Annotated in this window: 25 protein-coding genes and 1 tRNA gene; 13 read left to right on the top strand and 13 right to left on the bottom strand. The window is 37.5% G+C overall.

What is annotated here, in order from left to right:
* Positions 1 to 52 precede the first annotated feature (52 nt).
* The 5 genes from V4596_11025 to V4596_11005 form a co-directional block, all read right to left on the bottom strand.
* On the bottom strand, positions 53 to 1,390 hold the full coding sequence (locus tag V4596_11025; GenBank protein MES2769664.1) for a S8 family serine peptidase: 1,338 nt from the start codon (positions 1,388 to 1,390) through the stop codon (positions 53 to 55).
* Between the two features lie 122 nt (positions 1,391 to 1,512).
* Positions 1,513 to 2,037 carry a GNAT family N-acetyltransferase gene (locus V4596_11020; protein MES2769663.1) on the bottom strand — a complete coding sequence of 175 codons (525 nt, stop codon included), beginning with the start codon at positions 2,035 to 2,037 and terminating at the stop codon, positions 1,513 to 1,515.
* Between the two features lie 46 nt (positions 2,038 to 2,083).
* Complete coding sequence (locus V4596_11015; GenBank protein ID MES2769662.1) at positions 2,084 to 3,322, bottom strand: hypothetical protein; 1,239 nt, start codon at positions 3,320 to 3,322, stop codon at positions 2,084 to 2,086.
* 10 nt (positions 3,323 to 3,332) lie between these two features.
* The gene (locus V4596_11010; protein ID MES2769661.1) at positions 3,333 to 4,091 is read right to left on the bottom strand and encodes a TIGR02147 family protein; all 759 of its coding nucleotides are present in this window, start codon (positions 4,089 to 4,091) and stop codon (positions 3,333 to 3,335) included.
* Between the two features lie 154 nt (positions 4,092 to 4,245).
* Positions 4,246 to 4,321 (bottom strand) — tRNA-Gly (locus V4596_11005).
* Between the two features lie 187 nt (positions 4,322 to 4,508).
* On the opposite strand from V4596_11005, the gene V4596_11000 reads away from it, so the two are divergent.
* The 3 genes from V4596_11000 to V4596_10990 are packed head-to-tail and all read left to right on the top strand — an operon-like array spanning position 4,509 to position 8,139.
* On the top strand, positions 4,509 to 5,780 hold the full coding sequence (locus V4596_11000; protein MES2769660.1) for a hypothetical protein: 1,272 nt from the start codon (positions 4,509 to 4,511) through the stop codon (positions 5,778 to 5,780).
* 51 nt (positions 5,781 to 5,831) lie between these two features.
* Complete coding sequence (locus tag V4596_10995) at positions 5,832 to 7,208, top strand: MATE family efflux transporter (protein ID MES2769659.1); 1,377 nt, start codon at positions 5,832 to 5,834, stop codon at positions 7,206 to 7,208.
* Positions 7,198 to 8,139: an RluA family pseudouridine synthase gene (locus V4596_10990; protein MES2769658.1), complete on the top strand. Its 942-nt coding sequence runs from the start codon at positions 7,198 to 7,200 to the stop codon at positions 8,137 to 8,139. Before V4596_10995 ends, V4596_10990 begins: the two co-directional genes overlap by 11 nt.
* Here V4596_10990 and V4596_10985 read toward each other — a convergent pair.
* Positions 8,136 to 8,702 carry a hypothetical protein gene (locus V4596_10985; protein MES2769657.1) on the bottom strand — a complete coding sequence of 189 codons (567 nt, stop codon included), beginning with the start codon at positions 8,700 to 8,702 and terminating at the stop codon, positions 8,136 to 8,138. The genes V4596_10990 and V4596_10985 overlap by 4 nt on opposite strands.
* Positions 8,703 to 8,828: 126 nt before the next feature.
* The gene (locus V4596_10980; GenBank protein ID MES2769656.1) at positions 8,829 to 9,734 is read right to left on the bottom strand and encodes an alpha/beta hydrolase; all 906 of its coding nucleotides are present in this window, start codon (positions 9,732 to 9,734) and stop codon (positions 8,829 to 8,831) included.
* Between the two features lie 82 nt (positions 9,735 to 9,816).
* Here V4596_10980 and V4596_10975 point away from each other — a divergent pair, with 82 nt between their 5' ends.
* Positions 9,817 to 10,185, top strand: coding sequence for a hypothetical protein (locus V4596_10975; GenBank protein ID MES2769655.1), 369 nt, complete (start codon positions 9,817 to 9,819; stop codon positions 10,183 to 10,185).
* A 5-nt stretch (positions 10,186 to 10,190) separates the two neighbouring features.
* Here V4596_10975 and greB read toward each other — a convergent pair whose 3' ends face one another.
* Both greB and V4596_10965 read right to left on the bottom strand, forming a co-directional pair.
* Positions 10,191 to 10,676: a transcription elongation factor GreB gene (gene greB / locus V4596_10970; protein MES2769654.1), complete on the bottom strand. Its 486-nt coding sequence runs from the start codon at positions 10,674 to 10,676 to the stop codon at positions 10,191 to 10,193.
* A gap of 97 nt (positions 10,677 to 10,773) precedes the next feature.
* On the bottom strand, positions 10,774 to 11,136 hold the full coding sequence (locus V4596_10965) for an RNA-binding protein (GenBank protein ID MES2769653.1): 363 nt from the start codon (positions 11,134 to 11,136) through the stop codon (positions 10,774 to 10,776).
* A 179-nt stretch (positions 11,137 to 11,315) separates the two neighbouring features.
* On the opposite strand from V4596_10965, the gene V4596_10960 reads away from it, so the two are divergent.
* The 5 genes from V4596_10960 to nhaA all read left to right on the top strand — a co-directional run bounded on the left by V4596_10960 (position 11,316) and on the right by nhaA (position 16,466).
* Positions 11,316 to 12,152 carry a PilZ domain-containing protein gene (locus V4596_10960; protein ID MES2769652.1) on the top strand — a complete coding sequence of 279 codons (837 nt, stop codon included), beginning with the start codon at positions 11,316 to 11,318 and terminating at the stop codon, positions 12,150 to 12,152.
* A gap of 276 nt (positions 12,153 to 12,428) precedes the next feature.
* Entirely contained in the window at positions 12,429 to 13,169 is a 741-nt protein-coding gene (locus V4596_10955; GenBank protein MES2769651.1) for a response regulator transcription factor, read from the top strand.
* A 191-nt stretch (positions 13,170 to 13,360) separates the two neighbouring features.
* Positions 13,361 to 14,740, top strand: coding sequence for an MFS transporter (locus V4596_10950; GenBank protein ID MES2769650.1), 1,380 nt, complete (start codon positions 13,361 to 13,363; stop codon positions 14,738 to 14,740).
* Positions 14,741 to 14,804: 64 nt separating this feature from the next.
* Complete coding sequence (locus tag V4596_10945; GenBank protein ID MES2769649.1) at positions 14,805 to 15,275, top strand: Dps family protein; 471 nt, start codon at positions 14,805 to 14,807, stop codon at positions 15,273 to 15,275.
* Between the two features lie 21 nt (positions 15,276 to 15,296).
* Positions 15,297 to 16,466: a Na+/H+ antiporter NhaA gene (gene nhaA, locus V4596_10940; GenBank protein MES2769648.1), complete on the top strand. Its 1,170-nt coding sequence runs from the start codon at positions 15,297 to 15,299 to the stop codon at positions 16,464 to 16,466.
* Here nhaA and V4596_10935 read toward each other — a convergent pair.
* The 4 genes from V4596_10935 to V4596_10920 all read right to left on the bottom strand — a co-directional run bounded on the left by V4596_10935 (position 16,445) and on the right by V4596_10920 (position 20,319).
* Positions 16,445 to 17,590 carry a cyclic nucleotide-binding domain-containing protein gene (locus tag V4596_10935; protein ID MES2769647.1) on the bottom strand — a complete coding sequence of 382 codons (1,146 nt, stop codon included), beginning with the start codon at positions 17,588 to 17,590 and terminating at the stop codon, positions 16,445 to 16,447. The genes nhaA and V4596_10935 overlap by 22 nt on opposite strands.
* A 62-nt stretch (positions 17,591 to 17,652) precedes the next feature.
* Complete coding sequence (locus tag V4596_10930) at positions 17,653 to 18,696, bottom strand: hypothetical protein (protein MES2769646.1); 1,044 nt, start codon at positions 18,694 to 18,696, stop codon at positions 17,653 to 17,655.
* A 92-nt stretch (positions 18,697 to 18,788) separates the two neighbouring features.
* Positions 18,789 to 19,145, bottom strand: coding sequence for an HPF/RaiA family ribosome-associated protein (locus tag V4596_10925; protein MES2769645.1), 357 nt, complete (start codon positions 19,143 to 19,145; stop codon positions 18,789 to 18,791).
* A gap of 193 nt (positions 19,146 to 19,338) precedes the next feature.
* Entirely contained in the window at positions 19,339 to 20,319 is a 981-nt protein-coding gene (locus V4596_10920) for a hypothetical protein (GenBank protein ID MES2769644.1), read from the bottom strand.
* A gap of 61 nt (positions 20,320 to 20,380) precedes the next feature.
* Here V4596_10920 and V4596_10915 point away from each other — a divergent pair, with 61 nt between their 5' ends.
* The 4 genes from V4596_10915 to V4596_10900 form a co-directional block, all read left to right on the top strand.
* Positions 20,381 to 22,048: an electron-transfer flavoprotein:ubiquinone oxidoreductase gene (locus tag V4596_10915; protein MES2769643.1), complete on the top strand. Its 1,668-nt coding sequence runs from the start codon at positions 20,381 to 20,383 to the stop codon at positions 22,046 to 22,048.
* Positions 22,049 to 22,143: 95 nt separating this feature from the next.
* Positions 22,144 to 23,301: a hypothetical protein gene (locus V4596_10910; protein MES2769642.1), complete on the top strand. Its 1,158-nt coding sequence runs from the start codon at positions 22,144 to 22,146 to the stop codon at positions 23,299 to 23,301.
* Complete coding sequence (locus V4596_10905; protein ID MES2769641.1) at positions 23,301 to 24,110, top strand: TIGR02147 family protein; 810 nt, start codon at positions 23,301 to 23,303, stop codon at positions 24,108 to 24,110. Before V4596_10910 ends, V4596_10905 begins: the two co-directional genes overlap by 1 nt.
* A 119-nt stretch (positions 24,111 to 24,229) precedes the next feature.
* Positions 24,230 to 25,428 (top strand): leucine-rich repeat protein (locus tag V4596_10900; GenBank protein MES2769640.1); only part of this gene is annotated, 1,199 nt, incomplete at its 3' end.

Raw genomic sequence — 25,428 nt, 5'->3', positions numbered from 1 at the left:
TCAAAAAATGACAAGCTTGAATAGGTTCTAATCATAGCCGGTTTCAGATTTATCATCTAAATATAGCGTGACATGCATTTTTTGAAATTGAAGATTCACGCGGCAAAAGGCCGTCTATATCCATATATTTGTCAAAAAGACTTTTCAGATCTTCTAAAGGGGCATCACCCATTTCAGCGCGGAAGTTTTCTGATGAAGATCTGTGCGGAAATAAAGAAAGTCTGTCGATAGCTAGAACTCTGCCATTCGCAACAAAATCTGCTAACGATGGTTTTTCTTTAGTATGCTTTTCATATAACATATCTATAGCTTCTTGAACTGAAATTTGCGGAGCAGATTCAAAAATTTGAGCGAGAGCATTCGTGACCTTTGGTACTGCTTGGGAAGTACCCGACATATGTATCTCTCCGCCCCCTGCCATGGCACTGGATATCCCGGTACCACGTGCGGCAATGTCTACAAGTAAAGGTGAGTGATTAGAGAACCGCGCAATACTACCACTTCTACTGACCGCAGCAACCTTAATGAGATTTTCTGCTTCGATAGTTGCGGTATGATCTGGCGTCTTACTGAGATCACGCCTATCATTTCCGGCACCTAAAACAAATACTGAATTGGGATTGGCGCGAATAAACCTCATCATCTCTTCCTTGAAAATTTTTGCGCTTTCATTAGACATATTCCTTAGTTTTTTACGAAACACTGTTTTGTGTACGAGTGTGGCACGCTTCCTAATCTCTTTAAAATACAATGCATGAGAAGTACCTATAGATAGGTTGACCACCCGCACATGGTTACTCTGAAGAATTTTTGAAATCTGCTCGAATTGCTGCCTCATTTCCTCGCGCTGTGGAACGGGATCGTAGTTGAGGATATCAGATAGAGTCATTTTTTCAGATATTTTAAGGAGTGGAAAACTAATGAGTCTTACATTACTCAGTGATTTCATCATAATTCCCGCGACATGAGTTCCATGAAGATACTTAGCTACAATATTCAAACTTGATCTGTATTTCGGGGAAAATATGTATTTTAATGTCCCTCTAGCAATTAAAAATTTTAAATTCTTGCCCGTTTGCGAACGACTCTCCGTAGATCCGTGCATCGCATTTAGATATTCGATCTGCTCTGCATAAAGTTCTTGATTCAACCTCTTTTCAAATTCAGCTTTGGCTTCGAGGTTCAGGTCGTACCATGATTTTTCTTCTCCTCTTTCATCAACAAATTGTGCATTCTTAAGAAGGTCTTCTTCAAGAACAGCTTGAATTTCGGGGTGTGAATAATCGACCGGTGTATCCAAAACAGCAATCACCGTTGGAGACCCAGAAATGGCAATCATCCATATAAATAAACTAAAAAATACAAAAGCAAATATTTTCATTTTAAACATGCATTCTTCCCTCGCTCACTTGCATGCAATAAGCTTGCCCGAGCCAAAGAAGGCGTAGGTTAGAGAACAAGAAATCTGCTGTCGAAAAATTTGACGATGATATGAAAAAAGGTAACAGAATATCAGTTGGCGCCTTTTTTATTCACTCTGTAGGCATCCACGGTGCAATCGTAGACCACTACTGTTTTCCAAAAAGACATGCCGATTTTTTTGGATACATTTATGGAGTTTTGATTTTCAGGATCAATCAAACCGATAATGAAATTTACGGAGAGATTATTGAAGGCCCAATCTATTAAAAATTCGGTAGCTTCGGTGGCTAAACCTTTTTTCCAAAATGAAGGTTTTAATGAACAGCCCACCTCCCACATGAATTCATTTTCGATATTCCACGGTATCAACCCTGCCCTCCCGACAAATTCACCGGACTCTGTCAAAGTCGCTTTGTAAAGACCAAGACCATATTTCTCATAATCATTTAAAATTTTGGCTAAAAATTTTGTGGTCTCGGATTCTGCCCGCACCTGCCCGTGAGCTAAATACTTTACCACTTCCGGATCGGTATCCAATTCTCGCATGAGCAAAAAATCAGACATCGATAGTGGCGATAGTGTCAATCTGTCGGTTTTTAATATAGGTAATTTCATAAACTCCAATTTAATCAATTCACTGCGAAGGTTTCGCCCCGATCTTTTATTTTATTAGCTTACAATCAATTTCATATGGTCGGTAAATGTTTTCTTTCTTGTAGTTGCAAACTAATTTGCCTGGAATATTAAGGTCAATCCCTTGAATGTATGGGAACAGTTGATAAAGGAAATATCCGTAATCACCAGAGTTTGCCAAAACAATACAACTAGCGAACTCAGCTTCCGGGAATTTCATTTGGCCCTCTTCTTTTGCGTACATATAAATAGAGTTGTCTTTATGGTCATTGCATTTTTTTAAAGCTTCAATAAGTCCTGGATTTACAACAGATTCTTTTTCTAAAAATTTCTCGAAAAGTTCTTTTGTAAATACGATTTGCCCGGAATTTTTTTTAATCAGTTCTTCAGAAACAAACCTTAAATAAATATGCGACCGATTCGACTTACGAAACGTATAAAACGTAGGTTCAGCCTTTAAGTATTTCGAAAATCTTGCATCATACTTATTATTGATCAGAGCTTGAGAGTAGGAAAGTTTTAATCTAAATGAGGTGTCTTCGTTTATATCAGTAATCTGATCACCGAAAATATCATTAATATTCATCGGCCCTTTTCTGTTAACAAGGTCTCCAAAAATATAACTAGGAATTGATTTAATAGCCGCAAACTCCCAAATATCTATTTTACTCCAGTCATTATTTTCTATTGCATATAGAATATCGATTAGAGCTCCGTCATGTCTCAATGCTTCTTCTAGCGAAGATGTGTAGTTTCGCAATAAATATTCGTGATATAAAAGTAATGCTTTACCTCGCGTAGAAAGCTTTTTGTATTGATCTACGATGATATAAGTTTTTTCCCTTCTGGAACCATCGAGGGTAGTAAAAGCAAAAATTTCAAAGTTTTCCTTGTAAGAGTTTCCGTCGTTTTTACTCAGAACAGATTTATATTCTTCTAAAAATTTTTTTACAATACTAGGGTTGGTCGTTGTTACAAACTGAATATCGCCCGGATCTCCAATAATTTTCCTAAGGCTAAACCTGATGATTGGGTCGTATTTTTTAAGCAACTGCTCCATTTTATTAAGTTCTTCAATGACATCTAAAGAAATCTCAATATCTCCTCCTCCTGGCAATAATCTAAAGCCAGCTTCAGCAAGCAATTTACATTTGTCATTGATGCAAATACCTCCGCCACCGCTACCGTCTTGTCCTCGAGTGTTTTTACTATTAGCATATGCACTTACGGATGCTAATATTGCAAACGCGATTAAAATTTTTTTCATAATTACTCCTCTATAAGTTTTTTAAGTTCTTAGTTAATGGGAAAAAGGCTACTGAAAGATTATAGACTTCGGTTTTCCTCTTGGAATTTTGGTCTACATATTTGTCGAGACTTCTTCTAAATTGTGTAATCTTCTTTTTCACTTCGGGCATAAGCTCAGGATCGATGGCCATTGTATTTGATGTGTTATCACGTTTTACGACATCGATATCTTCGATTCTTTCGATGGCTTTTTCTAAGAGTTCGATTTGATACTTTTTACGAGCGCTTGATGTTCTTTTAAAATCCACCCATTCATTTTCAGGACGCATTAGTTTGTAGCCATCTTTTGTAGACTTGATGAACTTGAGTCTTACTAAGCGATTCAAAGCACCTTCGATAATTACAGGTGTTGTTCGGAATCGTTTTGCGATGATCTTTATATCAAAATCTTCGTTCAATTTAAAATATTCTAAAAGTGCAAAGTGAATATAATGAGAAAGAATCAAGAAATGATCTTCTTCTAAGAATGTATAATCATTAGCTGTGAAATTCAGGTGATCAAAAATCGCAGATTCAGTTACGCCAAGAAAGTCTGTTACTTTAAGAGTTGTTTCTCGGGTAAATTGTCTTTTTCCACGCAAAAGTTTAGACAGCAATGAAACATCGATATTGAGCTTTTGAGCAAAAGCACGCAGTGAGAAGGAAGGATTTTTTAAAGCTCTTCTTTGATACTCTTCATTTAAAAGAGTTCTTAGGGTTAAATTTTTGTCTATATCATTTACCAACATGAAGGAGGGTATACGAAAAGATTTTTAAAACCGCTATAAATTTGTCCACAATGTGTGGACATAAGCTGTCCACACGAACTTTTTACAGACATGCTATACGCTTTTAGAAACTTTATTTTTTGGAATTTATCGCTCCAATTTCCAGAGTGGAAATTGGAGCGGAAGACGGGGATCAAACCCGCGACCTTCGCCTTGGCAAGGCGACGCTCTATCAGCTGAGCTACTTCCGCGTACAATGAGAACAGATCCAGAGAAAGAGGCTAAGTTAGCTGATCGACTTGAAAACTGTCAAACCCTTTTTACACATCAAGCTACATCCTGCTAGATAATTGACCACCCCTACAAGTCATGCAACGCTAACTTGGTCTTTGATTATCAAGAGCTTTAAGCTCTCGGCATACCCTGGGGAGGGAACACATGAAAAATCTTATACTTACGCTTGTCGTCTTGGGTCTAACTCAAGTCACCTTTTTACATCCATCTTTAGCTGCTTATAAATCAGCAGCTCACAAACCAACCGCGAAGAGGGCGGATTATCCAATTCACATTATGCCTGATCAAAATATCAGCTATGAACACCTCAAAATGATGGAACTGAACGAAACTGTTTCGGACTATGTGAACGAAGCTATCCGTGTAGGCAAGAAAAATATGGATTGGCTAAAGCACATGAATGCACTTCTACCCGACGGCCAAAAAATTGCGCTCACCAAGCCCGGTGAACTGACTCCCATTCCAATCAATAAGCCAAAAATTTATAGCCCCGAAACTGTAGAAAGAGATTTCAAAGAACTCTTAACTGTAATTCCCGAAAACATGAAGAATATCATTTTTGGAACTGCGGATTTCACAGACACTCCAGAAATAGATCTTGAAACTTACATTCTATGGGCCAAAAAAGTAGACAAGATGTACCAAACAGCAGCTCGTTGGTTAACATTGAAGCCCTACATGTCATATTACCAACAAAATAAAGTGAGCGACATTCGTGGTTATTACTTCTTATCAAAAGAAGAAAATTTAAACGATAAGCTCACGAACTTCTCTTCTCTTTCTACAGGCGATCAAACTCGCCTGACTCCACTCCTCATCAACATGTGCGAAAACAAAGACGGTTTAACTGGTTGTGAAAACAAATTCAAGAAAGCTCTTCAAACCAATGGTGTCTTGGCATTCTACGAAAAGTACCTAAGCACATCTAAAGCTATATTTGATGAAAACTTTGTTCTAGGTGGCATAAGAACCGACATCAAATGGACAAGCACTGATCCCAGCAGAGCTTACATTCCAATCCGCCCAACAGGGAGCGCAGAAGTGAATCAATTCCTGGAATACAATATCGAAGATGAATGGAAATGGGATGGATGGAATCTAGATCTCGAATTCAAATCCAATGCTGCAGTCCACGTGGAATTCGTTCCTGGTGATACTCCTCATGTTGATGGACTTGGTGGAAATAAAATCACTATGGATGGTAATGCTCCCCTCACGGAGTGGGATGTTCAATGGACTATTCGCCATGAGTTTGGCCACGTCCTTGGTTTTCCGGATTGCTACGTAGAATTTTACGATAACAATCTCAAAGCCATGGTGAACTACCAGATCGATACTGCAAACATGATGTGTAGCCGCGCAGGAAAGATGCAAGAAGTTCATTATACTGAAATGAAGAAGAACTATTTCCATTAATCTCGGCTCAAAGCTTGACGGTTATTATGGGAGAGATGATTATGCTCTTTCATGATAACCAAGCCTTATTTTAAATCCTTATTCTATGAGCTTAGAATCACGCTCAAATTAGCCTTACCAATTGTTTTATCTCAATTGGGTCAACTGTCTTTTGGTTTAATGGATACGGCAATGGTAGGAAGAGCCGGGGTTGTTCCATTGAGTGCTTCTGCCTTCGTAAATAATGTTTGCAACATTCCTATGGTCTTTGCCTTAGGTATGTCATCGGCGGTTTCCGTATTGATTGCACAAAGCTTTGGAGAGAAGAACTATAAAAATTGCGGAAGAATCCTCAATAACGCCTTACTTTTTATCGGACTGATTACATTTTTGATCATTATTGGATTAATACTATTGAGCGGACATCTTTCAATCTTTCAACAACCTATTGAGGTGCTCAATGAATCTTACAACTATTACCTGACTATTTCGTGGTCGATTCTTCCTTTTATTTTATTTTTTGTACTCAAACATTTTTCAGAAGGAATATCTCATCCTGTAGTACCTTTGGCTTTTCTAGGAATAGGCCTACTTGCAAATTTTATTCTAAATTCCTTACTGATTTACGGATTGTACGGATTTCCTGAACTTGGACTTTATGGAGCAGGAATTGCGACCCTTATATCCAGGGTTTTAGTGGTTGTTCTTTTTTATATTTATATTCTACGCTCAAAAATTTATGAAAAATTCAGAACTACTTTTGCGTCGGAAAAAATAGATATCTACGCTTTTAAAGATCTAGCAAGAATTGGAATTCCAAGTGGATTTCAATACCTCTTTGAAGTTGCTGCATTTGCAGGAAGCGGAATTATGATTGGGTGGCTGGGTACGAAAGCTCTTGCAGCCCATCAGATTGCACTACAAATTGCCTCCACTACATTTATGATGGCACTAGGCTTATCTTTTGCTGTTGGAGTTCGAGTAGGACAACTCAAAGGCGAACAAAACTATCCTGCCTTAAGGCAAGTTGGAATTGGATCTTTTTCATTTGTGGGAATTACTCTGGGCATTTTAGGTGTAGGAATTTTACTAACGAGAAACTACCTCCCTACTCTTTTTATTTCTGATGTAGAAGTTGAGCAGATGGCTGCACAAATTTTAATTATTGTCTGCCTATTCCAAATCTCTGATAGCACTCAAGCAGTAGCGATGTCAGCACTACGTGGGCTGCAAGATGTGAAAATTCCAACAGTGATAGCCTTTTTTGCATACTGGGTAGTAGCTCTACCTCTAGGTTACTATTTGGCTTTTAAAGAAGGTTATAAACACATGGGTATTTGGGCTGCACTGGGAATTAGTTTACTTATATCTTCAATGCTTTTAGTAGCGCGATTCTTACACAAATCAAAAAAGCTAGTTAAGGAAAATGAGATCACTTATGGCACCTAAAAAAAATAACCGGAAGAATTTTTTATTTGAAAAAACAACTTCCTCTCACGAAAATCTTTTTGATTTCTTAAAAGAAAAAGTAGTAGTAGAGAAAAAAATCAGATTCTCTGATCAACTCTTACAAAACTACATCACTCGTGGGTTTGTAAAAATCGATGATCGCATCGAAAAGCTTCCGCAGAAGTTTTTAAAAAAAGGGCAGTTTGTTTCTATCGTCTTAAAAATCGAAGACATCAAGCGCGTGCAAAAACCACCAAAAGTAGAATTCAATTTTGGAAAGAAAAATATTTTGTTCGAGGATGAATACATTATTGTTCTAAATAAACCGATTGGCGTTCCCACCCATTCCACTCTTGATCCAGATCGAGATCATCTGGTGGCCGGCCTTAAAAGATATTTAAAAGAACGCGACGGAAAAATTTCTTATGTGGGACTGCATCATCGACTAGACAAGGACACTTCTGGAATTGTGCTTTTAACAAAACAACAGAGCGTAAACAAAGCGGTCGGCGATCTTTTTGCCAAAAGAAAAATAGTAAAAACCTATGTGGCCTTAACCCGCAGCCCAAACTTGCATCAAAATTCTTGGACAATTGAAAGTCACCTGGCTCGAAAACCTGATTCGCAGATTATGCAGTCTGTAAAGAGCGGTGGCGATCACGCCATCACGGACTTTCTAGTGAAAGAAAAAAACGATAAGTATGCTTTGATTGAAGTGAAACCTCAAACCGGCAGAACCCATCAAATTAGAGTGCATTTATTTGAACACGGATTACCGATTTTAGGTGATCCTCTTTACTTTAAAGATGGATCTCAGAATTATCCCAGACTCTTCTTACATGCGCATAAATTGAGATTTAAACATCCGGCCACAAATTTTATGATCGAAATTGAATCCGACATTCCCGAGGCATTTGAAGAGTATATCTAAAATTTATTATGAGCCGCGCCCATTTGCCCATGCAGCTCCATAAGAATATTTTGCGCCTCTAAATTATTCCAAGTGGAAGGATCTTTGCCTTCCATATTTTCCAGGCTGTATTTGAGTCTCTGAAAAGTGGCAAGATAATTCACATAGGATTGCTTGTATTTTTCAACAAATGCTTCTCGCTTTTCCGCAGGAATCATTTGAATTCTGGGACTCATCATCATGTGATCAGAGTGTTCCACTAAATGATTTAAGATCTTTTCGTATGTATCCGCGATATCTAAAATTTCTTTTAGGGCTTCGAGATTCCTATACTTTGCAGAATTGTCAGGAATATACTTACTGAAATTTTTCGGTGTGAGACCATCTACAAATTCTCTGATGTTATCTTCTAATTCTTTCATTTTTTGCATAATATTTTTAAGAGGTACATTATGACCATTTTCAAAATGAGGCTGCTCCTTAGGACCCTCTCTAAAAAGAGAGGAACATTGCAAACCTTCATTTGCCTGAGAACTGAGAGTTCCTAATACCAATAGAATTAAAAGAATTGTGCCAATTTTCAAACGTTACCCCACGCTTTAGAGCATTTTGAATGTTTTGCCTGCAAATCACAATCGGGATTCTGGTTTATGTAAAAATTGGATTTGAGTGTTGATTCCGTGAACAGCTTATTCTCAGCTTACTTTCATTTAAGGCACTGCCTGCAATAAAAGCGCATTCAACTCAGATAAGACTTCCGAAAAGCATTCTTTTTGCGGTACGTGGCCGCAGTTTTTTAAAAGCTTGTAATGAGAGTTTGGCGTGGCTCTAACATAGCTCTCCGACCACTCCGCAGGAATTACTTGATCTGCGTCTCCCCAAACATAGCTTACAGGAATTTGAATTCTAGGAAGATGCAGTTCTAAATAATCCGCATTTGTTATCGATTTGAGTTGCTCAATTACAGTTTGCGTTTTTAATCTTGTCACTACTCTTTCAAAAATAAAATCAGGAACATCTTTAGGGTTATAATATAGTTTTTTATAAAACCCTCTCGCTCCTTCGACGGTGGGATTTAAAAAATAATCTGTAAGATATCCATAGTCTTTTTTGAGGCCAGCGGGAGCTAGCAACAACAGCCCTTTTATTTGTTTCAAATTCAGGGCCATGAATACTGCCATCCATCCACCGTAACTGTTTCCCACCACAATCCATGAATCGCATTTTGGAATAAAAGCCTCGGATACCAAGCGCGCCATATTCTGCACATTATAATCATCTTGTGATTTAAGCTTGGGACTAGATAAGGAGCCCGGAAGATTTGGGGCAAAAAAGTGAATGTTTTTAGCAAAAGAAGACTTTGGCTCTGAAAGCATGTTTCTCCAAGTGAGAGCAAAATCACCCAAGCCATGGATTAAGAGCACGCACTGACAGTTTTTTTCATCCGTGCAGTTGTTTTTCTCAAAATAATGAAAATTCGTATCCACAATACTGGAGACACCGGCCCATTTCATTCTCGCAATTTCAATTTGTTGAAACGTTTGCAGCGTAAAAAAATAGAAAACTAGACCAATTGATAAAAATATCAACACAACCGCGTAAAAAAGCTTTTTCATTTTTGACTTATCCCTATCTTCCTACTTATCATAAATCTTCATATTTACTAACGTAATCTTAAACACATCCTGGAGGATATCCGTGAAATTAAAAATCGCATCGTTATTGGCATTGAGCTTATTCTTTGTATCTTGCTCTTCAAAAGAAAAAACAACAACACCTGCCGCAACGACCAAACAAGAAGCTAACAAAAAAGACACGAAAAAAGATGCAAAAGGAGCCACCACAAAAGCAGCTGCCGCCAAACAAGCAGGATCTCTAGTTTGCAAAAGTGGATCTGACACAAGATCATTAGAAGTAATCACGAAAGATGGTGGTTGCGAACTTTCCTATACAAAGTTTGACCAAACCACAACGCCTGCAAACTCTGGAAACGGAACTGCACATTGCGAATCTGTAAAAGAAAAAATCAAAGGCAATTTAGAAAATTCTGGATTCAAATGCGAATAATTTATTCATAGATTTTTAAAGTAAAACTTTAGAACGGTATAGATCTTTATACCGTTCGGAGTTTTAACCTCGACTTCTTCATCGATTTTTTTCCCCAACAGAGCTTTTCCTACTGGCGATTTCCAACTCATCTTGCCTTTCTCAGCATCAATCTCATCTTCACCGACAATTTGATATTTAAATGCATTACCTTCTTCGTCTTCAATTTCTACAACGGCACCAAAAATAATTTTATCTGATTTGAGTGTGGAAATATCCACTACTTCTGCACGCGACAGTTTGTCATTCAGATGACCGAGCCTACGATCAATTTCTCTCAATCTTCTTTTACCATAGATATAGTCTGCATTTTCTGAACGATCGCCATTACTCGCAGCCCAGGCAACGGTCGTTACAAGCTTTGGTCTCTCTACATGAAAAAGATGCTGATACTCTTGTCTAAGAGCTTCTGCACCTTCTTTTGTAATGTAGTTTTTTTTAAAGCTCGACATGGTTTACTCATTTCATAAATAAAAAAAGCTTCCCTTTCGAGAAGCTTTTCTTAATGTTTTGAACATTTCAGATTGGTTACTGTCTTAAGAAAGTAAATTAGTACTCACTGTTGAAACGATCGCCACGTCCGCCGCCGCCACCGCCGCTGCGTCCGCCACCACCACCGAATCCACCACGTCCGCCGCCGCCACCGCCGCTGCGTCCGCCACCTTCTTGTGGTTTAGCTTCAGAAACTTTCAAAGCTCTGCCTTGAAAATCTTGACCGTTAAAACGCTCAACACAATCAATAGCTGCTTGATCGTCTTCCATTTCAACAAAACCAAAACCTTTGCTTCTGCCTGAATCACGGTCAGTGATTACTCTTGCTGATGCTACTGTTCCAGCTTGTCCGAATAATTGCTCAAGATCTTGGTCCTGAACCGAGTAAGGTAAATTCCCTACGTATAACTTCTTAGCCATTTGGGCCTCCTGTTAGATAAAATCTCGCCAAATTAAAAGGCCCTGGGAAACGAAAACCGTACTCTTAGACCTGGTCTGAACATGGCGATAATGTTCATGGGTAGTGTTCTAGCATAGGTCCTAGCCGATTAGAAGTACTTTCTTGACGTTCAAGATCCATGTTCTCATAATTGAAATATATGAGAGTAAGACCATGGCCCATCATTATAATCGCTTTAATCCATATTTTTGCGCCTATCTTTAATATTTATTTTAGCGCGCAGCTAAATGGAGTTCTCTTTTTTGATTATCTCGAATATTTGTTTGTGAACAAACATATTCTAGAAAATATCTTCTGGATGCTTCTTCCTCTTATTACGGGTTTATCTATTCTTAAATTTAGGAAGTGGAGTTATTTTTTATTGATGGCTTTCACTCTAGCAACGAGTATTTTGCTAATTCAAGAGTGGGCGACCTCACCAAAACTTCCTCTTCAAACATTCTTAATTCTTGAAACTGTGAATGTCATTATCTTCTGTTATTTCTTACTTCCCTCAGTCAGAAACGTTTATCTAAAGCCCTCTCTCCGATGGTGGGAACAAAAGCCAAGATATTTAGTGGATGTCCCTACTCTTATTGAAACCAAAAATTCCACTTCTACTGGAACAATACGAAATATTTCAGAAGGCGGAGGAATGATTGAAACCACTCTCGATTTTTCGCGAGGAGATATTTTTAATGTCTCTTTCGAATTATTTCAGAAAAAATTCATGATGGAAGTTCAAGTCGTATTCAAAGGTATAGAAGGATTCGGAACATTCTTCACAAAAGTTTCTCCTTCGCAAAATGAACTCAACAAAGTGATTGATCAACTGACAGTTCAAGGTTATCCGCTAAGAACTGAACGCCCAAACTTGAAGGACAGTTTCAAGCAGTGGATAAAAGGTGCCGTCAAAGGCAAAGGACTTCTGCCTCAACCAGAAATTCGTGGTCAAGCCATCATTAGATCCACTCCAAAAGCAAATAAAGAGTCATAAAAAAATCTCTAAATCTTTCAAAAAATGTCTCAATAATGTACAGCATATGTTATGATTTCATACTTCCATCTACACATATGTGTAGATAGTTTTTGCTAATAAAATCAGGTGTTTAAACTTATTTTTATGGAATGTGTGCGATTCTAAACAATTAATATATTGGTAATTTTAGATGCCTACTTGATAATGAATATGTTCAAAACTTCATGTATGTGTACGTATGACACGCTACCTTACATGTAACAACGGATGTTTTATTTTTAAAGGAGTTATTAAATGAATAAAATTTTATTAGTCGAAGATTCAGTGGATTCATATCAACTGGTTGATCGCGCCATCGGTGGCTCAAATGAACTACACTGGGCCCAAAATTTACAAGAGGCAATGGAGTTGGTAAAACAGCACCCTTTTGATTTAATACTTCTTGATGTGATGCTCCCAGATGGTGACGGCTTTAGATTATGCTCTGTTTTACAAACAGACGAAACGCTGTCGCAAATCCCTGTTATCTTTTTAACAGCGAAAAATTCTGTATCAGACAAAGTCCTTGGCTTCTCAGTGGGCGCAGATGATTACATCCCAAAACCATTTGATCCATTGGAATTAAAAGCTCGTATCGAAGGCAAGATGCGTAAAAAACAAAAGGAAGCTGTTCAAGCTGATATTATTAAAACCGGAGAAATCGAAATCAACAAATCGACTCAATCAATCAGAATCAAAGGTCAGCCCGATTCAGATCGTATCGAGTTAACACCTATTGAGTTCAAAATTTTATTGATGTTTGCAAAGGCACCTGGAAAAGTTTTCTCACGTGATGAAATCTTAAATCACGTATGGGGAGAGAATATTCATGTTTACACACGTTCAGTCGACACACACGTGAGCAAACTAAGAAAGAAATTAGAACCATACTCTAACTATGTACAATCTGTTCATGGCAGCGGATACCGTTTTCATGTGGAGAAGCATGACCCTTTACTTAGAGCTGATGTTGGAGGAATCGCACAGCTTTACTAATCTTTAGTGATTAGCATCTAAGAATATGCACCAACATCAGTAAAGGTTAAGGCTGGACAATTGTCTGGCCTTTTCTTTTTTGGTCCTGCACACCTTACGAATCTACACACTTTGAAATATCCTATACCTATAGCGACTAGGTCGATCACTCTACAGATCGGCAAATCGACTCACGCTACAAACAGGTGCAAGTGGAATCCCAAATCAGTATAGAAAAAAATCTGACTCAAAAAAATTTACGCTACAGCATCCTCGACGGGTGCTCTTACAGCTTTATGGTGGGACTTGGAGAAACTTACATTGCGGCCTTCGTTTTGACGAAAGGTTTTTCGCAGCTCTCTGCAAGTTTGATTTCTACAATTCCACTTTTCGCGGGAGCAATTCTTCAGCTCGCGTCTCCTTACGGAGTGTTTCGTTTAAAATCTTATAGGAAATGGGTTACAAAAACTTCATTCCTACAAGGAATAAGTTTATTTGCTTTAGCTATGACAACGTTCATTCCGGTTCCGGTCGAAGTATTATTTATTATCGCAGCCTTCTATTGGGCTGGAGGGATGTCGACAGGGCCTGCGTGGAATTCTTGGATGACAAAGATTGTTCCAGAACATTCTCGACTGAAGTTTTTCTCTAGCAGATCGATGCTCAGTTCTTCTTGTGTTTTTATTGGGCTCGTCACCGGAGGATTAATTCTGCATGTATTTTCTGATCAAAATACAATCCTTAAGGCCTTCTTCGGCATTTTCGTTGTTTCTGGAGTTTTGAGGATTATATCTTCATATCTTCTTTCTCTTCATACTGAAAACGAAGATATGACTGCATCAATTGAGAAATTTTCATTTCGTCACGTTTGCAAAACGATTTGGAAAAGAGATTATGCCAGAACTCTGAAGTTTATTTTTATATTTCAATTTGGCGTTTATTTTTCGGCTGCATTCTTTAATCCTTTTATGCTTAAAGAACTTCAATTTTCTTATCGCACATATATGATTATGCTTGCGAGTTCTTTTGTAGCAAAAATTATTGCTCAACCTATAACAAAAAAAATAATTGAAAGTGTTGGTCCACAAAGAACTTTATTTTTTGCTACACTTGGCATTATTCCTCTTCCTCTTGTATGGACCGTGAGTCAAGATCCAGTGTATTTAGCCATTATGCAGGCGACATCTGGCTTCATGTGGGGAATGTATGAATTGATAACATTTCTCATTCTCTTTAATCAAATTCCACAAAAGGAAAGAACAGAGGCTCTTACATTTTTCAACTTTGCTCAAACCCTCTGCATTATCGTTGGTTCTGTGATCGCGGGGTTTGTATTTAAATATTTCGGTGCAAACTACCAAGCCTACATGATCGTGTTTTGCGCCTCTACAGGACTCAGATTCCTCGCTTTATTCCAATTCCCCGACCTCTCACAGAATGTTACTCTTATTCGCAATTGGATCATGCTAAAGCCCTCAGGACTTAGACTCTCAAGAGTGGATTTCTTTTCACAGCCACTCTTTATCAGGGGAAAAAACAATAAGAATAAGCCACAACCCAAAAAATCTGGTGATTCAAAAAAAGTTTCTTGATATCCTGATGCATTAAGAGCCAAGGTTCTTATGTATTTACATTTTTATAACAGGAGTACTTTATATGAAAATTGACATTGGAATACCGGATGCATCAAGAAAAGAAATTGCAGATGGTTTATCTCATTTTTTAGCAGATTCTTATTCGCTTTATTTAAAAACGCACAACTATCATTGGAACGTGACAGGGCCGATGTTTCAAACTCTTCATCTGATGTTTGAACAACATTACAATGAGCTTGCACTTGCTGTGGATAACATTGCAGAAAGAATTCGAGCTCTAGGATTTTATGCTCCAGGAACATATGCTCAATATGCAAAACTCACAAAAATCAAAGAAGAGGAAGGTATTCCTTCTGCTCATGACATGATCAAAAACTTAGTTCACGCTCACGAGACGGTAGCAAAAACAGCAAGATCGGTTTTCCCGGCTGCAGAAAAAGGAAGTGATGAGGCGACTCTTGATCTTTTGACTCAAAGAATACAACTTCACGAAAAAACTGCCTGGATGCTGAGAAGCCTTGTCGCTGATTAATTTTTAGTATTAACTAATGTAATGAATAAGAGACTTGAAGAATTTTTTAATAATGAAGCGGCAGGAGGAATTCTCCTGCTGTTCACTGCGACTCTCGCTCTCATACTTTCTAACTCTGCCTTAAGTGACTCCTATTTTTATTTTATTAATTTCGAAGTCTTTGGATGGACACTTCATCACATCGTGAATGACGCTCTCATGGCAATATTCTTTTATGTTGTGGGATTAGAAATTAAAAAAGAAATTTTTCAAGGGGAACTTTCTGATCGTAAAAAATCTTCTTTAGCCATTTTTGGGGCTCTCGGAGGAATGATCGTTCCCGCTCTAATATATTTTTTATTGAATGCCAATGACTCCCTCGATAAGCATGGTTGGGCTATTCCCATGGCTACAGATATTGCATTTGCAGTAGGTGTGCTCACCTTACTCGGAAAACGAGTTCCTGCAGAGTTAAAAATATTTTTATTGGCCCTTGCTATTGTTGATGATCTTGGTGCAATCCTTGTGATCGCTCTCTTCTATACAAAACAACTTTCTATCTTGCATCTCCTCTTGTCCATCATTCCTTTTAGCATCATCTATCTTTTAAATCGATTTGTTCCACTCCATAGATTTGTCTACATCACCCTAGGAATTCTAAGTTGGTTCTTGATTTTTAAATCAGGAATTCACGCGACCATTGCGGGAGTCATTTTGGCATTTCTAACTCCTTTTGAGCTTGAGAAAAATGAATTGCGCTCAACAACACCGCTCACACACTGGCTCCATACGCTTCATCCAATAGTGACCTTCTCTATCATGCCTCTTTTTGCTTTTTTCAATGCAGGACTTGTTTTGAAAGGCATTTCTTTTTCTGATATTTTTCAAAGCAGTGTTTCTTTAGGAGCAATGCTTGGACTTGTTATTGGAAAACCCTTAGGAATTTTGATCTTCTGTTTCGTTGCCTGCAAACTAAAAATAGCTAAATTGCCTGACACTATTGATTGGCTGGAGATGACGGGTGTTGGCCTCATCGCAGGAATTGGGTTTACGATGTCGCTATTTATCAATGGATTGTCTTTTGGCGGAACTGCCACAGAAGACTACGCAAAACTAGGAATTCTCACAGGGTCTCTGTTGGCAGCTTTTATAGGATATTTCTCTTTGAGATATTTATTGGGCAGAAGAAATCAGGCAGCAGCAGAGCTTTGAGTTTTCTGGCCGCAGTGAGGACAGAACTTGTGTTCTGCTGAAATTGCTCCAGAGCAAGAAGGACATTCCATCCCTCCAGTGGCAACTGTCTTTTTTTCCTCTTCTTCTACCATTTTAACATAGCCGAGGTCATTCCACTTATCGATCTCATGAATAATTTGCCACATTATATGTGTACGCTTGAATTCTTCTCTATCAAACATCAAAAAAACTTTGTCATTTCTAGATTTTTTCTGAGCGAACAAACCTTTTTTCTCTAAGAGTTCAAAGTGATTTGTCTTAAGTTCTATATTGAATTTGGCTTTCATATCTTGGAACAGTAGTTCGTAATCCAAATTCACAGCTCTTTTGTGATCCACTTCAGCATTCTCACTCAAGGCAACCAATCCGCCTACGATCTTCATGGCTAATTTATCAATATAGATAACTTCACTGCGACCTGGCTTGTAGAATTGATACTGATAAAAATCAGAAAACTCTTCGATAATTTTTACGTTGAAGAATTTGATATCAGAAAATTCTTCTTCGCCTTCATCGTTTTTAGTATAAATCATCTCTGCATATTTTAATTTAGTTAAAATTTCTATCACTGAGAGAACTCTTGAATGCGGCTCTAGAAAAATTCTGTTTGAGTAAAGCTTTAGAGTATTCCAAGCAACCTGAACGTAATCGTCTTTCTTTGTGCCTGTCATGTTTGTTGTCATGTAAATTGTAGCAAAAACTTTTGCTATGAACTTCTGACCACACGGGATAGCATCTGTTTCCATCTTGATAGACTGAAGAGCCTTGCGCGTGTCTGTGAGAGAATCCACAACACCCTTTGTAACACCTTTAATGATTCCAGAAAGACCTGCAAACATAGGCTCGATAAGCTTTAGTGGAACTTCAAGGTAAGTCACTTCGTTTGATGCAAGAACAGAAAATGACATCTTCGATGGACCAAAGAGAGCCTTCTCTCCAATGATTTGACCTGCATTCAATTGACCCAATTCAATTTTTTTTCCACTTCTTTCTACAAAAAGTGTAACCCTACCTGACTTGATCAGATAGATATTTTCTACGGCATCCCCTTCACGGATGAGGACTCCACCTTTTTTTAATTTTTTTGAATTGTCGCCTGACATGCTTATCCTCTAGAGATCTATCGGGATTTAAAGCACGAGGTTTAAGTAAACCCTAACAAATATTATTGAAATAGACCTTTGCAAGCCACGGTATCCTTTTCGGTCTCATTTTGAGCCTGCGATCTCAGCCTTATTTTTGGTTTTAAAAGGACTGCATAGTCTTTGAACTGGATGTTGGTCGAATTACTTGTCGTTGAAACTGAGTGCGTATAGAAGGTCTTACGAGGGCTTTTGATTGCTTTACTTAAGGCATATCTCACGCTCCAATTGAATTGATTCAATATGAGATCAAGAGATTTTTTGTTTTGATTGAGAATTGTCTGATTTAAAACTTCAAGTGACTCCAGCCAAGTTTTTCCATTTTTTTGATCGAATGTTAAAGCCAAATAAGCTTTTCCCTCAGGAGATTTTACGATCATTTGCCTAAGCATCACATCTCTTTTTGCATCATAAATTAAGTTCATATTTGTATCGCTAGAATTATTTATGATTTCGCTTAAGCGATCTTTATTTTCAAAAATTTTAGCCATCGCTTGCTTTAAATGAAACCGATTTGAAATTCCTCCCGAAATTTTAACGGCCACTATGCGAATTCCTGTCATCATTCTTTGAACAGGCTTTAAAGGACTTATCGCAAATAATAAAATGCAAAGGGGATCTAAACCCGGAATAGTAATGATCGCACCGACCGTACCAATCATCATTTTTGCAGCAGATCCCATTCCTAATTCCGAAGCCAAATAAACACCCATTGGTCCACTTAAAACTTCTATTGTATGAGATAAAAAATAAAACGAAGCCAAAACTGGAAAGTTTTTGATATATTCATTTTTTCCATCATCTTGATGATACTTCATCTGCACTGATCGATGTACATCCATAGAAATGCGAACCAAATTGAAATTAGCAAGCCACTGGCTCATCACTGAATTGAGTTTAGTTTTATTTTCACTGTCCTCACCGTGTTCAATGTCGTGATGAAATTGATCCAACAGTGATTTTACGTCTTGAGGGGGTTTTTGATAACCATCTCCATCATGCGCATACACATGGATAGACTGAATAAGGAAAATAATTATAACTGAGAATTTAATAAAAAAAGACATCTTCACCCGCAAACGACCTTTAAAGGTTTTGCATCCTAAAGATGTCTTTCTTTGAACTCAAGAAAAAATAATCTTTCTCAGCTGGCTATCATTTAAGAAGCAGCAAGACTAACATCTCTTTGACGAGTTCTCTTTTGATTACTTCGTGCCATCTTTTTTTCACGTCTAAACATTTTTCTAACTGCTTCTACACAATTATTGACTGAAAAATAAAAGTTTTCGTCTCTTTTTTCGGCGAAATAATGTTTTCGTTTCAGTCCATCGACTTCAATAGAACACCTAAACATGTCCTTGCCAGGCTGAATCTGAGAATTCAAACATTCTACCCAAACCCTAAAATGAGCTTTCTTTGACGGAATAAGCTCTAATAAATCTTCGAGCTGACTAATGATATATTGCTCGACTCCTTCAGAACGTGACATTCTCAAAAACTGAATGTGTGCTAACATGATTACCTCCTGTTTCGGTGTAATTATATTTTCGTCTTTTAATATGGAATCGTAAAGAGACGTTGTGTGCCTTTAACAGCACAATTTGAGCACAATTATGTTATTGCCAACATAAATCGAGCCTCTCATAAGAGTGACTTATTCATGAAAAAATAAAATTTAATTTGCTATGCAATTTTGTCTTACTATGAAACTAGAACTTGATTCCCAGTTCTGCGTTGAAGAAAGTTTGGTCTTCAATCTCCTCGAGCCAATCCTTGCTCTTACTAGGATCTTCTGCCTGATAAATTTCACGATTAAAGCTAACGCCACCATGAATATCCAAAGTCAAATTATCCACCACCGGAAATTGTGTTCCCAGAACTGCTCGTTGATCTCTCAGAATAATACGATCTTCGTTGTCCACATAATCTATAGACTTAAAAAGTTCTGGAGCCATTTTAAATTCAGCATAAATTTGAATCGGATATTTTACAAAATATGTGACTTTAAATTGGTGCATCCAAGGAAGGAGCGTAAAGTAATTCATCATTAAACTGTCACTGATTTTATAAAAAAATCCAAAAACGGGAATACCTGCAAAAAGTGTAAATCCCTTTTGGTTATTTCTAATATAAATAAACCCTGGAAGGGGGATATGCGGAAGAATGGCTCTTTGATTAGAATAGTTCAACATAAAGACCCAAGAGCTTCTTGGGGTTTTATCGTAATAATAAAACGGCGTCAGACTCACCTCTGTTACACTCCAATTATGGAAAGGCTCATCGCTTGATGAGCCAATTTCCGTATTCATACCGTAATATTTTTGGTCATTGATCTTAGATATAAATTGATAACCAAATTTTTCTTCTGTGAGCTTATCGGGAACCGGACTTGTTGGAGATTCATTAATCTGTTCAATTTTTGTCTGATTGAAATCGAAAGAAAAAGATTGTTTAAACTCCTCGGACTTTGAAAAGGGAACCACAACCTTTGCAGAAGCTCTGTCCATTTCGATCTTATCACTGAATCTTTCTGCTTCAGAAGAACTCAAGCTCTGCGTCGAATACTGAATAATGTAGGGCAACTTAGGATTCTTGATGTTTTGAATCCACTCTTGTGCCCCCAGATTGGGGCTGAGAAATATGAAGGCGAGCGTAAAAAATAGGCTATTTTCAATAAACTTGCATTTCATGGTTGATTGCACCCTTTCCTCGATAATAGTGTAAGTCTTCAACTACTTACAGAGGACTACAATGAAGGTCACAGATCAAAAAGTAAACTCATTTTCACCAATCACTTACCAAAATAACTTTGATGATAACAAAGTGATAATCCGAGATGCACCGAATGCTGAAGCCGTTCCTATGGATGTTCTTTTTGTAGGCGCAGGTCCCGCAGGATTATCTGGAGCTATTGAACTTACAAAACTTGTAAAAAAGGAACGCGAATCAAATCCTAACTTTCCAGAAATTCAAATTGGTGTTCTAGAAAAAGCTGCTGGCCTTGGTGAGCACAATCTTTCTGGTGCAGTTTTAAATCCTATTGCTCTTAAAGAATTATTCCCTGATTTAAAAAACGAAGACTTCCCTCTAAGAACACAAGTTCAAGGCGATGAGGTTTATTATATGAGCGAATCTTCGGCGATGAGAATTCCCACTCCTCCAACAATGCACAACTCTGGAAACTTTGTGGTTTCTATCTGTGAGCTTGTAAGATGGTTGGGCGAAAAAGCTGAAAGCGCTGGCGTAAATATATTTGCAGGCTTTCCTGCTGATTCTTTACTTGTTGAGGGTGATAAAGTCATTGGCGTAAGAACAACTCCAACTGGTCTTGGCAGAGATGGAAATCCTGGTGGAGCAAACTATATGCCGCCTACAGATTTAACGGCCAACGTTACTGTACTCACTGAGGGAACGAGAGGAAATCTAACGCAAGGTTATTTGAAATGGCAAAATTTAGCCTCGAAGAATCCGCAAATTTATGCTCTTGGAGTAAAAGAACTTTGGGAAACAACAAAAGTTCCAAAAGGCGTGATCCATACATTAGGGTACCCGCTTCCTAAGAGTGCCTTTGGTGGAAGCTGGATGTACCCAATGGGCGAGAACTTAGTTTCATTCGGACTTGTGGTAGGACTTGATTACAAGGAACACAACCTTGATGTTCATAATTTGCTGCAAAAAATGAAAGAACACCCACTCTTTAAAAAATATTTAGATGGTGGAAAAATTGTTGAATGGGGTGCAAAAACAATTCCTGAAGGTGGATTCTATGCGCTTCCGTCAAAACTTCATGGTGATGGACTGTTGCTTGCTGGTGATTGCGTGGGCATGGTGAACGTTCCTGCTCTTAAGGGGATTCATTATGCAATGAAATCTGGAATCATTGCCGCTCGTACAATTTTTGAAGCAATCAAGAAAAATGATTATTCAAAAAACACACTGGCTTCTTACGACGAAGAAATTAAAAAAAGTTATATTTGGAAAGACCTGCACGAAACTAGAAATATGAGACTCGCTTTCAAATCTGGTTTTTATGCGGGTGGTATGAAGGCTGGTCTTATGACTTTAACAAAAGGTTGTTTCCCCGGTGGATACATACACGCAGAAGAAGATGCCCAAGATCCAAAGGATGTTGTAGCACCTAGCGCTTACAAACCAAAACTCAGCAAAGTGGATGCTGTGTTCCTGGCAGGCAATAAAACTCGCGATGATATTCCAACTCATTTGAAAATTGATAAAGACATTCCTAAAGCAGTTGCAGAAATGTATTCGCATCTCTGCCCTGCGGGAGTTTATGAAATCTCTGGCGATCAGCTCGTGATCAATGCTCCAAACTGCATCGATTGCAAAGCCACCGATGTGATCGGCCCAAGATGGACCCCTCGCGAAGGCGGCTCCGGCCCATCCTACAGAAAGATGTAATCTAATTTTCATAAACATAACAAAAAGTAATTAAATTAATTACATTTTTGTAATTTTTTAGGTATCTCTATTGGAGTTTATTGTACTGTGCTCCAATGAAATTCTATCTTGTTTTTTTTATAATATATACGACTTGCCTGCTCACAGGTTGCAGCAATAGCACTCAGAAACAAGGCGTAGCTGAAACAGAATCCACTAAAACATCCGGAGGCGGAGCAGACACAGGTGGATCTAATTCAATTGATGGAAAAGCGATTGAAAGTTACATAGTTGACCTAGAAAATGATGCGCGCACAAGCGATGCTTACAAAAATTATATTTTTCCAATTTTAACAAAAATAGATAAAGTTCTACCTAGTTTTTCAGACGAGCTTCGCCAGATATTTTCAGATAAATCTCAAAATAAACGTAGAACCTGGTACATACTCCCCGGCCAACTACAACAGCTAGATAATCACACTATAGCCATTCCCTCCGATGTTAGAACTGAGCAAACTGCACTACACACCAAAACATCTATATATATAAGCGAACTAAGTTATTCAAAGATTCCGATAGATGAAATAAAAGCCAAACACATTGTACATGAAGCTATAATGGCAATGATTGTGGATGCAAAAAGAATGGACAAGGAAGCTTTTATATCCGCCGATGATTATGAAAATATTAGGTTTTTAACTGATTTTTTATTCTCTAAATCACTTGAAAAAATTAAATCCGATGAATTTGTAACTTTACTTTTATTAAAAAATGTACACGGACTTAGAAACTTTTATTTTCCAGAGCCCATTGACCAGAAACTCAATTTTGGAAATGCTTCGCAGCTTTATAATTTTTTAAATCAAAGAGCCGTACTTGATAGCCATATTTCTTATATTCTACCTTACTTTACTTCTTCGGATGAAGTTTGCTCTTATAAATTTAATCCAAATAAAAAGCAAATGAATGTTGATTTCGGATCTGAATCCATAACTTTTCAATTTGAAGAAATCATTGAATATACAAAAAACCATAGCTCTTTAGAAATTGTAGTTCTTGATTTCGATGATTCTCAAAAAAAATTGGCAACCGCACTTCACATTCAGTTTGAGGGCAATACAATAAATTACTTTGAGTTCAGCAGAAAAAAACTTATTAATGATTCTTCTTCTATGAAAAAAAATTGGAAGGATTTTCTTGATACCAAATTTAATTCGGTATTAAGTTGCCATTCAACTCGTGTAGCACCAAGCGGAATAGAGTTGGTGAACTGATGAGTATTCTACAATACGACAACTACAGAGAGGTCATTAGAGAATTCATTAAGGCCAGACCCAAAAAAGGCAGGGGCGAAATTGCCAATATATCTAATTACCTTGGAGTCGCACCAACCCTTATAAGCCAAATTCTTTCTGGAAACCGTGAGCTTTCACTTGAACAAGCTATCCAAATCGCCGAGTACTTCCAGCTTTCAGATGTCGAACGCGATCTCTTTATAACGCAAGTTTTAAAAGAAAGATCCGGAACCCAAGCTCTTCAGAAATATTGGGCAGGAAAACTAACGAAGCTCAAAGAAGAATCTCAAACAGTAAAAGTTAAATTCAAGGCTCAAAAAGAATTAAGCGACGAAGCCAAGAGCATCTTCTATTCTTCTTACCTCTATTCTGCAATTAGACTTTATTGCTCACTAAAAGGAGGAAAAAATCTCCAAGAAATTTGTACGAAGTTTGATTTGGCACGCGAAAGAGCTTTAGAAATCATAGCATTTCTATCAAAACACAATTTATTAATCGAAAGCAGAGGGGTATACTCTCTCGGATTACAAAATATCCACGTACCAAAAGGATCTCCATATGTATCAATGCATCATAGAAATTGGAGATCGAAGGGTGCCGAATATATAGAAGACGCAAACAAAACTGATTTGTTCTTTACTTGCCCCTGCTCTCTTGATGAAGAAGCATATGCCAAACTTAAAGAGTCTATACTCAACCTAATAGAAGAAACTGGGAATAGAGTTAGAGCTTCTGAACCTGAAAAATTTGTTTGTCTAAATATAGACCTATTCCAAATAGACAATTAATTTATCATCTATATATTCTTTTTTTGTTAGCTTAACCAAGACAACGTCACAGAATAGTAATTGTTTGAAAGATAAAATCATATAATGTCTCTATGTATTTACTATTATAGGGGGAATTTATGATTGTACGATTATCGATAGCTCTAACTGGGCTTTTTCTACTAACAAATACTGCATATGCAAATCTCTGCGATAGAAATTCAGAAATTATAAAAGCAGTTCAAAATGAATTTGGAAAAGAAAATATTTATCACAAATCATGCGAACAAATGGTTAGAGATGATCTAAAAAAAGTAAAAGACTTGTATATTTATAATAGCTCTATCTTTTCAGCAAAAGATCTCGAGGGAATGACTAATTTAGAAGAGCTCAGCATCGGCCCAGATACGACTATGGCTCACGGAGGACTCTCTCAATACGCACCTCAACTGTTAAAGTTAGCTTTACACAGCATAGAATCGAAAACTTTACCCAAGGGCGTTCTTAAAGGATTAACTAATCTTGAAGAATTATACTTACAAGATGGAGAGCTTACGAGCTTAGATGAAGATGTTTTCTCTGATTTATCTAAATTAAAAATTTTGAATTTCCGAAATAATAAACTCACAGAGTTACCACCAAATATTTTCAAAGGATTAAGAAACTTAGAGCTTTTAGATTTTGCGTTTCAAAGAGAGTATATGTTTACTCAAACTTTACCAAAAGAAGTGTTTTCTGATCTAGTTTCACTTAAATCACTAGATATGAATAATATTATTTATCTGAAATTTGAAGCAGGCTTATTCTCTAACTTGATCAATCTAAAAGAATTAAGACTGTTTAGCATTGTAATCTCCCAAAAAGATATCGACCGCATTAAAAAAGAAGCTCCTCAAGCAAACATCGACTATTTTATGTATGATCATTATGATTCCTTTAAAAAAGAATTTCAAAGCTCTGTTGGAACTGGAATTACTGTACCAACAACGAATAGTTTTTATTCTGGAGTGTGCTACAACAAGGGCTCTCCTGGCGAAGCATATATCGGAGGATTATATCTAGATCGTGATCCCAACCAGTATGCCGTTGTTATGTTGCAGCAACCCAGCGAAGATTATCCTATAACATACGCTGATGAAATTTCTAACGATCAAGATCCAAAGCTGAAGTGGCTTATCGTCAATAACTCTAGATGGGACAGGTATTTTTATTCGATCTCAGAATTTAAACCTACAGAGACGAATTTGATGAGCAATGCTGGTGAGTATATGTACACAATCAAAAGAAACCAAGACCAACTACTGGTAGAGTTCATATCATTAGAAACTGATGAAGGAAA

This window comes from Bdellovibrionota bacterium, assembly GCA_040386775.1.
GTDB lineage: Bacteria > Bdellovibrionota > Bdellovibrionia > Bdellovibrionales > JAEYZS01 > JAEYZS01.
The sequence above is the reverse complement of the archived record's forward strand: the minus strand, read 5'-3'. Positions and strand labels throughout refer to the sequence as shown.

What these genes read in the sequence shown, in the direction of transcription:
- V4596_10925 (MES2769645.1), bottom strand. Translation starts at nt 19,145, where the DNA reads ATGTTAGCACACATTCAGTTTTTGAGAATGTCACGTTCTGAAGGAGTC.
- V4596_10935 (MES2769647.1), bottom strand. Translation starts at nt 17,590, where the DNA reads ATGTCAGGCGACAATTCAAAAAAATTAAAAAAAGGTGGAGTCCTCATC.
- V4596_11015 (MES2769662.1), bottom strand. Translation starts at nt 3,322, where the DNA reads ATGAAAAAAATTTTAATCGCGTTTGCAATATTAGCATCCGTAAGTGCA.
- V4596_11025 (MES2769664.1), bottom strand. Translation starts at nt 1,390, where the DNA reads ATGTTTAAAATGAAAATATTTGCTTTTGTATTTTTTAGTTTATTTATA.
- V4596_11020 (MES2769663.1), bottom strand. Translation starts at nt 2,037, where the DNA reads ATGAAATTACCTATATTAAAAACCGACAGATTGACACTATCGCCACTA.
- V4596_11000 (MES2769660.1), top strand. Translation starts at nt 4,509, where the DNA reads ATGAAAAATCTTATACTTACGCTTGTCGTCTTGGGTCTAACTCAAGTC.
- V4596_10960 (MES2769652.1), top strand. Translation starts at nt 11,316, where the DNA reads ATGAGAGTAAGACCATGGCCCATCATTATAATCGCTTTAATCCATATT.
- V4596_10915 (MES2769643.1), top strand. Translation starts at nt 20,381, where the DNA reads ATGAAGGTCACAGATCAAAAAGTAAACTCATTTTCACCAATCACTTAC.
- V4596_10980 (MES2769656.1), bottom strand. Translation starts at nt 9,734, where the DNA reads ATGAAAAAGCTTTTTTACGCGGTTGTGTTGATATTTTTATCAATTGGT.
- V4596_10995 (MES2769659.1), top strand. Translation starts at nt 5,832, where the DNA reads ATGATAACCAAGCCTTATTTTAAATCCTTATTCTATGAGCTTAGAATC.
- V4596_10905 (MES2769641.1), top strand. Translation starts at nt 23,301, where the DNA reads ATGAGTATTCTACAATACGACAACTACAGAGAGGTCATTAGAGAATTC.
- greB (MES2769654.1), bottom strand. Translation starts at nt 10,676, where the DNA reads ATGTCGAGCTTTAAAAAAAACTACATTACAAAAGAAGGTGCAGAAGCT.
- V4596_10965 (MES2769653.1), bottom strand. Translation starts at nt 11,136, where the DNA reads ATGGCTAAGAAGTTATACGTAGGGAATTTACCTTACTCGGTTCAGGAC.
- V4596_10910 (MES2769642.1), top strand. Translation starts at nt 22,144, where the DNA reads ATGAAATTCTATCTTGTTTTTTTTATAATATATACGACTTGCCTGCTC.
- V4596_11010 (MES2769661.1), bottom strand. Translation starts at nt 4,091, where the DNA reads ATGTTGGTAAATGATATAGACAAAAATTTAACCCTAAGAACTCTTTTA.
- V4596_10945 (MES2769649.1), top strand. Translation starts at nt 14,805, where the DNA reads ATGAAAATTGACATTGGAATACCGGATGCATCAAGAAAAGAAATTGCA.
- V4596_10930 (MES2769646.1), bottom strand. Translation starts at nt 18,696, where the DNA reads ATGTCTTTTTTTATTAAATTCTCAGTTATAATTATTTTCCTTATTCAG.
- V4596_10920 (MES2769644.1), bottom strand. Translation starts at nt 20,319, where the DNA reads ATGAAATGCAAGTTTATTGAAAATAGCCTATTTTTTACGCTCGCCTTC.
- nhaA (MES2769648.1), top strand. Translation starts at nt 15,297, where the DNA reads ATGAATAAGAGACTTGAAGAATTTTTTAATAATGAAGCGGCAGGAGGA.
- V4596_10955 (MES2769651.1), top strand. Translation starts at nt 12,429, where the DNA reads ATGAATAAAATTTTATTAGTCGAAGATTCAGTGGATTCATATCAACTG.
- V4596_10990 (MES2769658.1), top strand. Translation starts at nt 7,198, where the DNA reads ATGGCACCTAAAAAAAATAACCGGAAGAATTTTTTATTTGAAAAAACA.